15 protein-coding genes are annotated in these 15,389 nt (G+C 43.2%); all 15 read left to right on the plus strand.

Annotated elements, in window-relative coordinates; all coding sequences use genetic code 11:
* Positions 1–27: 27 nt before the first annotated feature.
* Positions 28–957: a tRNA pseudouridine(55) synthase TruB gene (truB, locus tag M1D65_RS08910; RefSeq protein ID WP_015252083.1), complete on the plus strand. Its 930-nt coding sequence runs from the start codon at positions 28–30 to the stop codon at positions 955–957.
* Positions 958–975: 18 nt separating this feature from the next.
* Positions 976–1,926 carry a bifunctional riboflavin kinase/FAD synthetase gene (gene ribF / locus M1D65_RS08915; protein ID WP_014479803.1) on the plus strand — a complete coding sequence of 317 codons (951 nt, stop codon included), beginning with the start codon at positions 976–978 and terminating at the stop codon, positions 1,924–1,926.
* 156 nt (positions 1,927–2,082) lie between these two features.
* Positions 2,083–2,352: a 30S ribosomal protein S15 gene (gene rpsO / locus M1D65_RS08920; RefSeq protein ID WP_003220957.1), complete on the plus strand. Its 270-nt coding sequence runs from the start codon at positions 2,083–2,085 to the stop codon at positions 2,350–2,352.
* Positions 2,353–2,524: 172 nt separating this feature from the next.
* Positions 2,525–4,642: a polyribonucleotide nucleotidyltransferase gene (gene pnp / locus M1D65_RS08925; protein ID WP_003231897.1), complete on the plus strand. Its 2,118-nt coding sequence runs from the start codon at positions 2,525–2,527 to the stop codon at positions 4,640–4,642.
* Between the two features lie 116 nt (positions 4,643–4,758).
* Entirely contained in the window at positions 4,759–5,718 is a 960-nt protein-coding gene (locus tag M1D65_RS08930; RefSeq protein WP_133953820.1) for a polysaccharide deacetylase family protein, read from the plus strand.
* Positions 5,719–5,757: 39 nt separating this feature from the next.
* On the plus strand, positions 5,758–6,987 hold the full coding sequence (locus M1D65_RS08935; RefSeq protein ID WP_456270841.1) for a M16 family metallopeptidase: 1,230 nt from the start codon (positions 5,758–5,760) through the stop codon (positions 6,985–6,987).
* A gap of 77 nt (positions 6,988–7,064) precedes the next feature.
* Complete coding sequence (locus tag M1D65_RS08940) at positions 7,065–7,322, plus strand: YlmC/YmxH family sporulation protein (protein WP_003231890.1); 258 nt, start codon at positions 7,065–7,067, stop codon at positions 7,320–7,322.
* Positions 7,323–7,507: 185 nt separating this feature from the next.
* Positions 7,508–8,401: a dipicolinic acid synthetase subunit A gene (gene dpaA / locus M1D65_RS08945; protein ID WP_003231888.1), complete on the plus strand. Its 894-nt coding sequence runs from the start codon at positions 7,508–7,510 to the stop codon at positions 8,399–8,401.
* Between the two features lie 2 nt (positions 8,402–8,403).
* Positions 8,404–9,006: a dipicolinate synthase subunit B gene (dpaB, locus tag M1D65_RS08950; RefSeq protein WP_283857357.1), complete on the plus strand. Its 603-nt coding sequence runs from the start codon at positions 8,404–8,406 to the stop codon at positions 9,004–9,006.
* A gap of 125 nt (positions 9,007–9,131) precedes the next feature.
* On the plus strand, positions 9,132–10,172 hold the full coding sequence (gene asd, locus M1D65_RS08955) for an aspartate-semialdehyde dehydrogenase (RefSeq protein WP_003244674.1): 1,041 nt from the start codon (positions 9,132–9,134) through the stop codon (positions 10,170–10,172).
* A 91-nt stretch (positions 10,173–10,263) separates the two neighbouring features.
* Positions 10,264–11,478, plus strand: coding sequence for an aspartate kinase (dapG, locus tag M1D65_RS08960; protein ID WP_015483233.1), 1,215 nt, complete (start codon positions 10,264–10,266; stop codon positions 11,476–11,478).
* A 30-nt stretch (positions 11,479–11,508) separates the two neighbouring features.
* Positions 11,509–12,381: a 4-hydroxy-tetrahydrodipicolinate synthase gene (gene dapA, locus M1D65_RS08965; RefSeq protein ID WP_014476832.1), complete on the plus strand. Its 873-nt coding sequence runs from the start codon at positions 11,509–11,511 to the stop codon at positions 12,379–12,381.
* A gap of 177 nt (positions 12,382–12,558) precedes the next feature.
* Entirely contained in the window at positions 12,559–14,226 is a 1,668-nt protein-coding gene (gene rnjB, locus M1D65_RS08970; protein ID WP_003231875.1) for a ribonuclease J2, read from the plus strand.
* A 115-nt stretch (positions 14,227–14,341) separates the two neighbouring features.
* Entirely contained in the window at positions 14,342–15,079 is a 738-nt protein-coding gene (gene tepA / locus M1D65_RS08975; RefSeq protein WP_003245712.1) for a translocation-enhancing protein TepA, read from the plus strand.
* Positions 15,076–15,288, plus strand: a complete 213-nt coding sequence (tepJ, locus tag M1D65_RS08980) for a TepA modulator TepJ (protein WP_003231871.1) — start codon at positions 15,076–15,078, stop codon at positions 15,286–15,288. Before tepA ends, tepJ begins: the two co-directional genes overlap by 4 nt.
* The last annotated feature ends 101 nt before the right edge of the window (positions 15,289–15,389 follow it).

Genomic DNA, 15,389 nt, shown 5'->3' on the forward strand with positions numbered 1-15,389 from the left:
AAGCTCAAAAGAAGGAGTGAAAGGCAAATGGTTAACGGAGTTCTCCTTTTACATAAACCTGTTGGCATGACATCGCACGACTGTGTCATGAAGATCCGAAAGCTGTTAAAAACAAAAAAAGTAGGACATACAGGAACGCTCGATCCGGAAGTGTCAGGCGTGCTTCCGATTTGTGTAGGAAGAGCGACAAAAATAGTCGAATACTTAACTGAAAAATCTAAAACGTATGATGCAGAAATAACGCTTGGCTTTTCAACCACAACAGAGGATCAAACCGGAGAAACGGTGGAAACAAAGCCTGTCAATCACGACATTGATAAAGCGGATGTAGAAAAGGTTTTAAACAGTTTAAAGGGGAAACAAGAACAAATTCCGCCCATGTATTCCGCTGTAAAAGTAAACGGCAAAAAATTATACGAATACGCAAGAGCAGGGATTGAAGTAGAACGTCCGAAACGTATGATAACCATTGAAGACATTGCCCTGACGACAGAGATTAAACATCATGGAGAAACCGCAAGCTTCCGGTTTACAGTGACTTGCTCCAAAGGGACCTATGTAAGGACGCTGGCGGTCATGATCGGAGAAAAGCTCGGATATCCGGCTCATATGTCTCATTTAATCCGTACGGCATCCGGAGATTTTTCTCTCGACGAATGCTTTACTTTTGATGAGCTCGAAGCACAGGCCCAATCCGGAACCGTGGAAGAGCATACAGTTCCTATTGAACGTGCGCTCAATCATTTGCCGAAATGGATCATAAGTGATACATTAGCTAAGAAAGTAGAAAATGGGGCTTTGCTTGAGACGCCCGAGCAGTTTTCTGAAATGACAAGTGAAGACCGTATCGCCGTCTTTACTGAATCCGGAACCTGTTTGGCGATCTATTTCCCTCATCCTGCAAAAAAAGGGCTGTTAAAGCCGGCAAAAGTATTGATGCAAAAAAGCGAACAATAGAAAAAAGGTGACCGTTCTGTGAAGACGATACATATTACACATCCTCATCATTTAATAAAAGAGGAGCAGGCAAAATCAGTGATGGCGTTAGGATATTTTGACGGCGTTCATCTCGGGCATCAAAAGGTAATCTGCACAGCGAAGCAAATAGCCGAAGAAAAAGGTCTGACATTGGCTGTGATGACCTTTCATCCCCATCCTTCTCACGTGTTGGGCAGAGATAAGGAACCTAAGGATCTGATTACGCCTCTTGAAGACAAAATAAATCAAATTGAACAATTAGGTACAGAAGTTCTGTATGTCGTTAAATTTAATGAAGTGTTTGCTTCTCTTTCTCCTAAGCAGTTTATAGACCAGTATATTATCGGCCTTAATGTGCAGCACGCAGTGGCAGGCTTTGACTTTACGTACGGCAAATACGGCAAGGGAACAATGAAGACCATGCCGGATGATTTAGACGGAAAAGCTGGGTGCACAATGGTAGAAAAATTAACGGAGCAGGATAAAAAAATCAGTTCTTCGTATATCCGTACCGCGCTTCAAAACGGAGATGTTGAATTGGCGAATGTCTTGCTTGGACAACCTTATTTTATTAAAGGAATTGTCATTCATGGTGATAAAAGAGGGCGGACCATCGGGTTTCCGACAGCGAATGTCGGTTTAAATAACAGCTATATCGTCCCGCCCACAGGTGTATATGCCGTAAAAGCGGAAGTGAACGGCGAAGTTTACAATGGCGTTTGCAATATTGGCTATAAGCCAACGTTTTATGAAAAGCGCCCTGAGCAGCCTTCCATCGAGGTCAATCTGTTTGATTTCGATCAAGAGGTATATGGAGCCGCTATAAAAATCGAATGGTACAAACGGATTCGGAGCGAGCGGAAATTCAATGGCATCAAAGAATTAACAGAGCAAATTGAGAAAGATAAGCAGGAAGCCATCCGTTATTTCAGCAATTTACGGAAATAACTTGCAACGCACGCAAATTTTATTCTAAAATATTTGCATATAGGCACGATTTTTAGTATGATAGTTTTCGTAGTCTTAAAACCATTGCTTGGCAATCCGAAGTCACCGACGGTTGCTAGGTAACTGGGGCTAAATATGATTTGGAGGTGAAACAGGATGGCAATTACTCAAGAGCGTAAAAACCAACTCATCAATGAGTTCAAAACACACGAATCTGATACTGGATCTCCAGAAGTTCAGATCGCTATCCTAACTGACTCAATTAACAACTTGAACGAGCATTTACGTACTCACAAGAAAGACCACCACTCACGTCGCGGTCTTCTTAAAATGGTAGGTAAGCGTCGTAATCTTCTTACGTATCTGCGTAATAAAGACGTAACTCGTTACCGTGAGTTAATTAACAAACTAGGCTTACGTCGATAATCGTAAAAAGCGGGAGGATTCCCGCTTTTTTATCGTATTAAAGCGAAATTTCTTATAACAAATCATTGAAATCCTTTTACATACTACTTTGACATTGATATGTTCAATTCATTTCGTTCATAATAGGAGTAATTGATTATTTCACACAACGAAGAGAGGAGTTCGTAATTGTATGGGACAAGAAAAACATGTCTTTACCATAGATTGGGCCGGAAGAACGCTTACTGTTGAAACCGGCCAGCTTGCCAAACAGGCAAATGGTGCTGTGATGATCCGCTACGGTGATACAGCAGTACTTAGTACAGCAACCGCTTCAAAAGAACCTAAACCGCTTGATTTCTTCCCTCTTACTGTAAACTATGAAGAAAGATTATATGCGGTAGGGAAAATTCCGGGCGGATTTATTAAAAGAGAAGGACGTCCAAGTGAAAAAGCGGTTCTTGCCAGCCGTTTAATTGACCGTCCGATCCGTCCTTTGTTTGCCGATGGATTCCGTAATGAAGTTCAAGTCATCAGCATTGTCATGAGTGTTGACCAAAACTGCTCTTCAGAAATGGCTGCCATGTTCGGTTCATCTCTTGCACTTTCTGTATCGGATATTCCGTTTGAAGGACCGATTGCAGGGGTTACTGTCGGACGCATTGATGATCAATTTATCATTAACCCGACAGTCGATCAGCTTGAAAAAAGCGACATCAATCTTGTCGTTGCCGGCACGAAAGATGCGATTAACATGGTAGAAGCGGGAGCGGACGAAGTTCCTGAGGAAATCATGCTTGAGGCCATTATGTTCGGCCATGAAGAGATTAAACGCCTGATTGCATTCCAAGAAGAAATTGTTGCAGCAGTCGGCAAAGAGAAATCTGAAATTAAGCTCTTTGAAATTGATGAAGAGCTTAATGAAAAAGTAAAAGCTTTGGCAGAAGAGGATCTGCTGAAAGCCATCCAAGTTCATGAAAAGCATGCCCGTGAAGATGCTATTAACGAAGTGAAGAACGCAGTTGTGGCAAAATTCGAGGATGAAGAACATGATGAAGACACAATCAAGCAAGTGAAGCAGATTTTATCCAAGCTGGTGAAAAATGAAGTTCGCCGCCTGATTACTGAAGAGAAAGTAAGACCGGACGGCCGCGGTGTCGATCAAATCCGCCCGCTCTCTTCAGAGGTTGGCCTCTTGCCAAGAACGCACGGTTCAGGTCTATTTACAAGGGGACAAACTCAGGCCCTCAGCGTATGTACGCTAGGTGCTCTGGGAGATGTGCAAATCCTTGACGGCTTAGGTGTCGAAGAGTCGAAACGGTTTATGCATCATTACAACTTCCCGCAATTCAGCGTTGGGGAAACAGGACCGATGCGCGGACCGGGACGTCGTGAAATCGGACACGGAGCACTGGGTGAGCGTGCGCTTGAGCCAGTTATTCCGTCTGAAAAAGACTTCCCTTATACTGTCCGTCTTGTTTCAGAAGTGCTTGAATCAAACGGTTCTACATCTCAAGCAAGCATTTGCGCAAGCACACTTGCAATGATGGATGCTGGTGTACCGATTAAAGCGCCAGTTGCTGGTATTGCGATGGGTCTTGTCAAATCAGGCGAACATTACACTGTCTTGACTGACATCCAAGGCATGGAAGACGCGCTCGGAGATATGGACTTTAAAGTAGCAGGAACCGAAAAAGGCGTAACGGCCCTGCAAATGGACATTAAAATTGAAGGCCTTTCCAGAGAGATTCTTGAAGAAGCGCTTCAGCAGGCGAAAAAGGGCAGAATGGAAATCCTCAACAGCATGCTTGCAACATTAAGCGAATCAAGAAAAGAGCTTTCTCGATATGCGCCTAAGATCTTAACAATGACCATTAATCCTGATAAAATCCGCGATGTCATCGGACCAAGCGGAAAACAAATCAATAAGATCATCGAAGAAACCGGTGTTAAAATTGATATTGAGCAGGACGGCACAATCTTTATTTCCTCTACAGATGAAAGCGGCAACCAAAAAGCGAAAAAAATCATCGAAGACCTTGTTAGAGAGGTTGAAGTCGGCCAACTTTACCTAGGTAAAGTGAAACGGATTGAAAAATTCGGTGCTTTCGTTGAAATTTTCAGCGGAAAAGACGGTTTGGTGCACATTTCAGAGCTTGCGCTTGAACGCGTAGGGAAAGTTGAAGATGTTGTAAAAATCGGAGACGAGATTCTTGTCAAAGTCACTGAAATTGATAAACAAGGACGAGTGAATTTATCCCGCAAAGCGGTGCTCCGTGAAGAGAAAGAAAAAGAAGAACAACAATCTTAAATGAAAACATAAAAGGAGCCTGGGAGACCCGGCTTCTTTATTTTGAAGCTTTTCAAAAGCAGGCGGGTTCTACCTTGTCCTTCTCCTTCATAATGTGAGGTGAGGGGGGACAGAACATGTACAAAAAATTTGTACCGTTTGCCGTTTTTTTATTTCTTTTTTTTGTCTCATTTGAGATGATGGAAAATCCGCATGCACTTGATTATATAGGGGCAATGAAAAAAGATACGGTGACTGTCACGGCGTCAAAAGACCCGTTATATGAAGAATTGCTTCAAAAAGCGCCGGAGTACGAAGTTAAGCCCCAGAATGCAAGAATTGATAAAGTGTGGAAAAGCATTCCAGGCTACAATGGATTAAAGGTCAATATTGAACAATCATATAAAAAAATGAAAAAGCATGGTGAGTTTCGGGAAAAAGATTTGGTGTACAGTCAAGTAAAACCAAGTGTTCATCTTGAGTCACTTCAGCCTGAGCCTATTTATAAAGGAAATCCTGACAAACCGATGGTGGCTTTTTTAATCAATGTGGCATGGGGAAATGAGTATTTGGAAAAAATGCTCCCTATTCTGCAAAAGCACCAGGTTAAAGCTACGTTCTTTTTAGAAGGCAATTGGGTGAGAAACAATGAAAAGCTCGCTAAGAAGATTGCAAAAGACGGACATGAAATCGGAAATCATTCATACAATCATCCGGATATGAGCAAACTGACTACAGGAAGAATTTCCGAGCAGCTCGACAAGACTAATGAACAAATAGAACAAACGATCGGCGTTAAGCCAAAGTGGTTCGCTCCGCCAAGCGGAAGTTTCAGAAAAGCGGTTATCGACATTGCAGCAGAGAAACAGATGGGAACAGTCATGTGGACAGTTGATACAATCGATTGGCAAAAGCCGGCTCCGTCTGTACTTCAGACGAGAGTGTTAAGCAAGATACATAATGGTGCCATGATTTTAATGCATCCGACTGACCCTACGGCGGAAAGTCTTGAAGCGCTGATTACACAGATAAAAGACAAAGGATATGCGCTTGGAACAGTCACTGAACTAATGGATGAAACAAGACTATTGAAGTAACAGATGAAGGCAGCTTGTCTTTGAATAGGAGGAACAAATTTGATTAAACGATATACGTGTCAAAATGGTGTAAGAATTGTGCTGGAAAATAACCCGACAGTCCGTTCTGTTGCGATCGGCGTATGGATCGGCACAGGTTCGAGACATGAAACGCCGGAGATAAACGGAATTTCTCACTTTTTAGAGCACATGTTCTTTAAAGGGACGAGCACAAAATCTGCACGCGAGATAGCAGAATCTTTTGATCGTATTGGCGGCCAGGTCAATGCGTTTACTTCAAAGGAATATACCTGCTACTATGCAAAGGTGCTTGACGAGCATGCGAATTACGCGCTGGACGTATTAGCAGATATGTTCTTTCATTCAACGTTTGATGAAAACGAGCTGAAAAAAGAGAAAAATGTAGTATATGAAGAAATTAAAATGTATGAAGATGCGCCGGACGACATTGTACATGATTTATTGAGCAAAGCCACTTACGGCAATCATTCTTTAGGCTACCCAATTCTAGGCACGGAAGAAACGCTTGCTTCCTTTAACGGTGACTCTCTCAGACAATACATGCATGATTATTATACGCCGGACCGAGTGGTGATTTCGATAGCGGGCAATATATCTGACAGTTTTATCAAAGATGTAGAAAAATGGTTCGGGTCATACGAGGCGAAAGGCAAAGCGACAGGCCTTGAGAAGCCTGAGTTCCACACGGAAAAACTGACGAGAAAAAAAGAAACAGAGCAGGCTCATTTGTGCCTTGGATTTAAAGGCTTAGAGGTTGGCCATGAACGTATTTATGATTTAATCGTCCTCAACAATGTGCTCGGAGGCAGCATGAGCAGCCGGCTGTTCCAAGATGTGCGTGAAGATAAAGGACTTGCTTATTCTGTTTACAGCTATCACAGCTCATATGAGGACAGCGGAATGCTCACTATTTACGGTGGAACGGGTGCAAATCAGCTTCAGCAGCTGTCGGAAACAATTCAAGAAACCCTTGCCACATTAAAACGTGACGGCATTACCTCAAAAGAACTGGAAAACAGCAAAGAGCAAATGAAGGGAAGCTTAATGCTGAGCTTAGAAAGCACAAACAGCAAAATGAGCCGAAACGGAAAAAATGAACTGCTGCTCGGCAAACATAAAACATTAGATGAAATCATCAATGAATTAAACGCCGTGAACTTAGAGCGTGTTAACGGCCTTGCCAGACAATTGTTTACCGAAGACTATGCATTAGCACTTATCAGCCCTTCCGGCAATATGCCGTCTTAAAAAGGAAAGCCTGCTCCATAATGGAGCAGGCATTTTTTAATCCCTTTCATCATACATAGTACAAGGGGGTGACAGACATGCGGCTCAGTGAATTATCAGGAAAGGAAATTGTAGACATCAAAAGAGCTGAACGGCTCGGAGTGCTCGGCCAGACCGATTTGGAAATCAATGAACAGGATGGACAGATTACAGCACTCCTCATTCCCACAGTTAAGTGGTTTGGTTTGAGAAAGCAAGGTCATGACATTCGTGTCCCATGGCACCATATTCAAAAGATCGGTTCAGATATGATTATATTAGATGTACCTGAGGAAATGCCTCCTCGACAAGAGTAAATAGCCCAATTGACTGTGAAGCGGGCTCTAAAGAAAACATCTGAAACATCGGCTGCCGGAGCCGATGTTTTTTTATATGGAAAAAGCGCATCTTTTATATTCACCAGTATTTTCTTTTGATCATAAGATGAAGGGGAGCTTAACAACTAGAGATCCAGTATATACAAAGAAGGTGAACGTTTAGAATGTTAACCGGATTGAAAATTGCAGTTATCGGCGGTGACGCAAGACAGCTCGAAATTATAAGAAAGCTCACTGAACAGCAGGCTGACATCTATCTTGTCGGTTTTGACCAATTGGATCACGGTTTTACCGGGGCAGTAAAATGCAATATTGATGAAATTCCTTTTCAGCAAATAGACAGCATCATTCTTCCAGTATCCGCGACAACAGGAGAAGGTGTCGTATCGACTGTATTTTCTAATGAAGAAGTTGTGTTAAAACAGGACCATCTCGACAGAACGCCTGCACATTGTGTCATTTTCTCAGGAATTTCTAACGCCTATTTAGAAAACATTGCAGCTCAGGCAAAAAGAAAACTTGTTAAACTGTTTGAGCGGGATGACATTGCGATATACAACTCTATTCCGACAGTAGAAGGAACGATCATGCTGGCTATTCAGCACACGGATTATACGATACACGGATCACAGGTGGCCGTTCTCGGTCTGGGGCGCACCGGGATGACGATTGCCCGTACATTTGCCGCGCTCGGGGCGAATGTAAAAGTGGGGGCAAGAAGTTCAGCGCATCTGGCACGTATCACTGAAATGGGGCTCGTTCCTTTTCATACCGATGAGCTGAAAGAGCATGTAAAAGATATAGATATTTGCATTAATACCATACCGAGTATGATTTTAAATCAAACGGTACTTTCTAGCATGACACCAAAAACCTTAATATTGGATCTGGCCTCACGTCCCGGGGGAACGGATTTTAAATATGCCGAGAAACAAGGGATTAAAGCACTTCTTGCTCCCGGGCTTCCAGGGATTGTCGCTCCTAAAACAGCTGGGCAAATCCTTGCAAACGTCTTGAGCAAGCTTTTGGCTGAAATACAAGCTGAGGAGGGGAAATAAGGATGTCTTCATTAAAAGGAAAAAGAATCGGGTTTGGGCTGACCGGGTCGCATTGCACATATGAAGCGGTTTTCCCGCAAATTGAGGCGTTGGTCAACGAAGGAGCTGAAGTCCGTCCGGTTGTCACATTTAATGTAAAATCTACAAATACCCGATTTGGAGAGGGCGCAGAATGGGTTAAAAAAATTGAAGACCTGACTGGATATGAGGCCATTGATTCGATTGTAAAGGCAGAACCTCTTGGGCCGAAGCTGCCCCTTGACTGCATGGTCATTGCGCCTTTAACAGGCAATTCAATGAGCAAGCTTGCAAATGCCATGACGGACAGTCCGGTGCTGATGGCGGCAAAAGCGACAATCCGGAACAATCGGCCTGTTGTTCTGGGTATCTCGACAAATGATGCTCTCGGTTTAAACGGAACAAATTTAATGAGGCTCATGTCAACAAAAAATATCTTTTTTATTCCATTCGGGCAAGACGATCCATTAAAAAAACCGAATTCAATGGTAGCCAAAATGGATCTGCTTCCGCAAACGATTGAAAAGGCACTCATGCACCAGCAGCTTCAGCCGATTCTAGTTGAGAATTATCAGGGAAATGACTAAATTTACAGAAAATCTTTCCCAAACTAAAAAATTCGGTCATCACCCGCATATTCTATGGTAAAATAAAACGTAAAATCATAGTCAAATCAATTCAATGAAGCTGATTGGCGGAAGGAGTTTTACAGATGGGAAGAGGTTTACACGTAGCTGTTGTCGGAGCGACAGGGGCTGTGGGACAACAAATGCTTAAAACACTTGAAGACAGAAACTTTGAAATGGACACACTTACATTGCTATCTTCAAAACGCTCTGCGGGGACAAAAGTCACGTTTAAAGGCCAAGAGCTGACTGTTCAGGAAGCTTCTCCTGAGAGCTTTGAAGGGGTAAATATTGCTTTGTTCAGCGCCGGCGGAAGCGTATCACAAGCATTGGCACCAGAAGCTGTAAAACGCGGCGCTATTGTTATAGATAATACGAGCGCGTTCCGCATGGATGAAAATACACCGCTTGTTGTGCCAGAAGTGAATGAGGCAGACTTGCATGAACACAACGGCATTATTGCCAATCCAAACTGCTCTACTATCCAAATGGTTGCGGCACTTGAACCGATCCGCAAAGCATATGGCTTAAACAAGGTCATCGTATCAACTTACCAGGCAGTATCAGGAGCGGGTAATGAAGCTGTAAAAGAGCTTTACAGCCAAACACAGGCGATTTTAAATAAAGAAGAAATAGAGCCTGAGATCATGCCTGTAAAAGGTGACAAAAAACACTATCAAATCGCCTTCAACGCGATTCCGCAAATCGATAAATTCCAAGATAACGGCTATACGTTTGAGGAAATGAAAATGATAAATGAAACGAAAAAAATCATGCACATGCCTGACCTTCAAGTAGCGGCTACATGTGTGAGACTGCCAATCCAAACTGGGCACTCAGAGTCCGTCTATATCGAAATAGACCGTGATGACGCTACCGTTGAAGATATTAAAAATCTATTGAAAGAAGCTCCGGGCGTGACACTTCAGGATGATCCAAGCCAGCAGCTTTATCCGATGCCTGCTGATGCTGTCGGCAAAAACGATGTGTTTGTGGGCCGCATCCGCAAAGACTTGGACAGAGCAAACGGTTTTCATTTATGGGTTGTTTCTGATAACCTATTAAAAGGCGCAGCATGGAACTCTGTTCAAATTGCAGAAAGCCTGAAAAAACTAAACCTCGTATAAAAGAGAGAATTTTTTAAAGACGAATAGAAGAGAGTAAGGCGCTATCAGCCTGCTCTCTTCTGTTACGTCCGAATAATTTGGAGTGAAAACAGTGAAGATAATTGTTCAAAAGTTCGGCGGAACATCAGTAAAAGATGATAAAGGCCGCAAACTGGCTTTAGGGCATATTAAAGAAGCAATCAGTGAAGGATATAAGGTTGTCGTTGTCGTTTCAGCGATGGGCCGAAAAGGGGACCCGTATGCAACAGATTCTTTGCTCGGGCTGCTTTACGGCGATCAGTCAGCGATTTCTCCTAGGGAACAGGATTTGCTTTTATCTTGCGGAGAGACTATTTCCTCTGTCGTCTTTACAAGCATGCTGCTTGATAACGGTGTGAAAGCAGCTGCGCTGACAGGGGCTCAGGCGGGCTTTTTAACGAATGATCAGCATACCAATGCGAAAATCATTGAAATGAAACCGGAGCGTTTATTCAGTGTGCTCGCCAATCATGATGCGGTAGTCGTCGCAGGCTTCCAGGGCGCAACTGAAAAGGGTGATACAACTACAATCGGCAGAGGGGGCAGCGATACGTCTGCAGCCGCACTCGGAGCAGCTGTTGATGCGGAATACATCGATATTTTCACCGATGTAGAAGGTGTGATGACTGCTGACCCAAGAGTGGTGGAAAATGCAAAACCGCTTCCTGTTGTGACGTATACGGAAATCTGCAACCTGGCGTATCAGGGGGCCAAGGTCATTCATCCGCGTGCGGTGGAAATCGCAATGCAGGCCAAGGTTCCGATCCGCGTCCGTTCGACTTATTCGAATGATAAAGGTACATTGGTGACATCACATCACTCTTCCAAGGTCGGCAGTGATGTTTTTGAAAGGCTGATTACGGGAATCGCACATGTCAAAGATGTCACGCAGTTCAAAGTGCCTGCGAAAATCGGCCAGTATAATGTTCAGACTGAAGTGTTCAAGGCTATGGCAAACGCTGGAATCAGTGTCGATTTCTTTAACATTACACCTAGTGAAATCGTCTATACAGTAGCCGGAAATAAAACAGAAACAGCTCAGCGTATTTTAATGGATATGGGCTATGATCCAATGGTGACGAGAAATTGCGCGAAGGTATCGGCGGTCGGCGCGGGCATTATGGGTGTTCCCGGTGTTACGTCCAAAATTGTATCGGCTCTTTCAGAAAAAGAAATTCCGATCCTTCAGTCGGCTGACAGCCATACGACGATATGGGTGCTCGTCCATGAAGCGGATATGGTTCCTGCTGTAAACGCTTTGCATGAAGTGTTTGAACTTTCGAAGTAAATGTGATTGAATCATGATGAGGTGAATAAAATGAATTTCGGAAATGTGTCTACAGCGATGATTACACCCTTTGACAATAAAGGGAACGTAGACTTTCAAAAACTGTCTACACTGATTGATTACTTGTTGAAAAACGGAACGGATTCTTTAGTAGTAGCGGGAACAACTGGAGAATCTCCGACCCTTTCAACTGAAGAAAAAATTGCGCTTTTTGAATATACGGTAAAAGAAGTAAACGGACGGGTGCCCGTTATCGCTGGTACTGGAAGCAACAACACGAAAGATTCCATTAAGCTGACAAAAAAAGCTGAGGAAGCGGGCGTGGACGCTGTTATGCTTGTTACCCCGTATTACAATAAACCTTCTCAAGAAGGAATGTACCAGCATTTTAAAGCAATTGCGGCAGAGACATCTCTTCCGGTTATGCTCTATAATGTTCCTGGCCGTACGGTTGCTTCTCTTGCTCCTGAAACGACGATCCGTTTGGCGGCGGACATTCCGAATGTGGTTGCGATTAAAGAAGCGAGTGGAGACCTAGAAGCGATTACAAAAATTATTGCTGAAACACCGGAAGACTTCTATGTCTATTCAGGGGATGACGCTCTGACGCTTCCTATTCTTTCAGTTGGAGGAAGAGGAGTTGTATCAGTGGCAAGCCATATTGCAGGCTCTGATATGCAGCAAATGATCAAAAATTATACGAATGGGCAAACAGCTAATGCGGCACTGATCCATCAGAAACTGCTGCCGATTATGAAGGAACTGTTTAAAGCGCCTAATCCTGCTCCAGTCAAAACAGCGCTTCAGCTGAGAGGTCTTGATGTCGGTTCTGTGCGTCTGCCTCTAGTCCCGTTAACTGAGGATGAACGTCTGAGCTTAAGCAGCACGATCAGCGAACTGTAAGAAAATTTCATACAGTGAAACAAACGCGGTCATTCTCACATCCAGCTGAGTTTGACCGTTTCTTTTACATATTGGTTTTCCCTAAACCTTCTGCTTTATCTTGTTTTCTAAATTTACTTTCAGTTATAATAGGAACAAGTGATGATGGACGGGTATGAGACTAGGAGGATATAGATTTTGAAAAAGAAAAATACAGAAAACGTTAGAATTATCGCCCTTGGCGGTGTCGGAGAGATTGGGAAGAACCTTTATGTCATTGAAATTGACTCAGACATATTTGTCGTTGATGCCGGCCTTATGCATCCAGAAAACGAAATGCTCGGTATTGATGTAGTGATTCCTGACATATCATATTTGATTGAACGGGCTGACCGCGTCAAGGCAATCTTTTTAACGCACGGGCACGATGAAAATATCGGCGGCGTTTTTTACTTATTAAACAAGCTGTCCGTTCCAGTGTACGGAACAAAACTGACGCTTGCACTGTTAAGAGAGAAATTAAAACAATACGGACATAACCGAAAAACTGATTTAAGAGAAATTCACTCAAAATCTGTCATTACATTTGAATCAACAAAAGTATCGTTCTTTAGAACGATTCACAGCATTCCTGATTCTGTAGGTGTGAGCTTTAAAACATCACTTGGATCTATTGTATGCACGGGAGACTTCAAATTTGACCAAACACCTGCACTTAATCAGACGTGCGACATTGGCGAGATCGCCAAGATCGGCAATAGCGGCGTGCTCGCTCTGCTTTCTGACAGTGCAAATGCGGAACGGCCGGGTTACACCCCTTCGGAAGCGGCTGTCAGCGGAGAAATTTCGGATGCGCTGTATAATTCACAGAACCGGGTGATTATTGCTGTTTTCGCATCCAATATTAACCGGATTCAGCAAGTCATTCATGCAGCGGCTCAAAATGGCAGAAAGATTGCCGTAGCCGGAAAAAATCTTCAATCTGTCCTGCAGCTGGCGAGAAAGTTAGGATACATTGAAGCAGATGATGAATTGTTTATTTCTGTACAGGATGTCAAAAAATATCCGAAGCGCGAAGTGGCCATTATTACAGCCGGAAGCCAAGGTGAACCATTAGCTGCTTTGACAAGAATGGCAAACAAAGCTCACAAACAGCTGAACATTGAAGAAGGGGATACGGTGGTCATTGCGTCAACTCCGATTCCCGGGCAGGAACTCATTTACTCTAAAACAGTAGATCTTCTTGCGAGAGCCGGTGCACAAGTCATCTTTGCCCAAAAGCGTGTTCATGTATCAGGCCACGGCTCACAAGAAGAGTTAAAGCTGATGATCAACCTGCTTAAACCAAAATATTTGATTCCTGTAAACGGCGAATACAGAATGCAAAAAGCTCATTCAAAAATCGCTGAAGAAACCGGCATGAAGCGCAGTGACATCTTCTTAATTGAAAAAGGAGACGTCGTTGAATTCCGCGGCCAAAACGTAAAAATTGGGGATAAAGTTCCTTACGGCAATATTTTAATTGATGGTTTAGGTGTCGGTGATATCGGCAATATCGTATTGAGAGACCGCCGCTTGCTTTCACAGGACGGAATTTTAATCGTTGTCATTACACTTGATAAACAAAAGAAACATCTTGTATCAGGACCAGAAATTATCACTCGCGGCTTTGTTTATGTAAGAGAGTCTGAAGGTCTAATCGTACAGGCTACTGAGCTCGTCCGGTCCATCGTGACAGAAGCGACTGAAACATCAAATGTCGAATGGTCAACGCTGAAGCAGGCAATGCGGGATGCTTTGAACCAATTCCTTTATGAAAAAACGAAACGTAAACCGATGATCATCCCAATTATTATGGAAGTATAATGACTGACTAAAGACCGGAGCTGCTCCGGTCTTTATTTTTTGTCCTTCAAGCCGGGATTGAATGAAGTATCTTTGTTCATAATACAAAGAGAAACTCGGAAAGGATGAAAGCGAGATGGATCATCGTATGGAAAACACAGAAGAAGAGCGTCCTGAAAAAAATGATGCGAAGGACAGCATTATGAATAAAATACAGCAGCTTGGTGAAACGACGCTTCCGCAGCTGCCCCAAGATACAAATATTCATTGTCTGACCATTATCGGACAAATTGAAGGCCATGTTCAGCTTCCTCCGCAAAACAAAACAACAAAATATGAACATGTCATCCCGCAGATTGTGGCAATTGAACAAAATCCCAAAATTGAAGGCTTGCTGATCATATTAAATACTGTCGGAGGAGATGTTGAAGCTGGTCTTGCAATAGCGGAAATGCTTGCATCTTTATCGAAACCGACCGTTTCTATCGTGCTTGGCGGGGGGCATTCCATCGGCGTTCCGATTGCTGTATCCTGTGATTACAGCTATATCGCCGAAACAGCAACGATGACGATTCATCCAGTTAGGCTCACCGGGCTGGTCATCGGGGTGCCGCAAACGTTTGAATACCTGGATAAGATGCAAGAAAGAGTTGTTAAATTTGTGACAAGCCATTCCAATATAACCGAAGAGAAATTTAAAGAGCTAATGTTTTCAAAAGGAAACTTAACACGCGATATCGGAACAAATGTAGTCGGTAAGGATGCAGTTAAATACGGATTGATCGATCACGCAGGCGGTGTCGGACAGGCAATCAATAAACTGAATGAGCTCATCGACGAAGCAAGGAAAGAAGAAGGACGGATGATTCAATGATTCTTTATACCGTGATGCCGCAGGAAATTGTGTTTGCAGAACAGAACCAAGAGACAAGCGCACATGAGCAAATTGAATATAAAGGTGTACCGCTTCTAGTCGAAATGAAAGGGAATGAAGCGGAAGTCATTCAAATCATGAGCACCAATCCAATGCATTTTCTGCATCCGGACATTTCACCCGGACAAAAGCTGAAATTAAACGTATAAGAATCCAACCCTTTTTTAAGGGCAAAATATGCTATAATAGGGGAATCCTACAGAAAAAACGCAGCCTGTAAACGGCTGCTTTCTTCATTATGTATGAACTT

The organism is Bacillus sp. JZ39 (genome assembly GCF_053903145.1).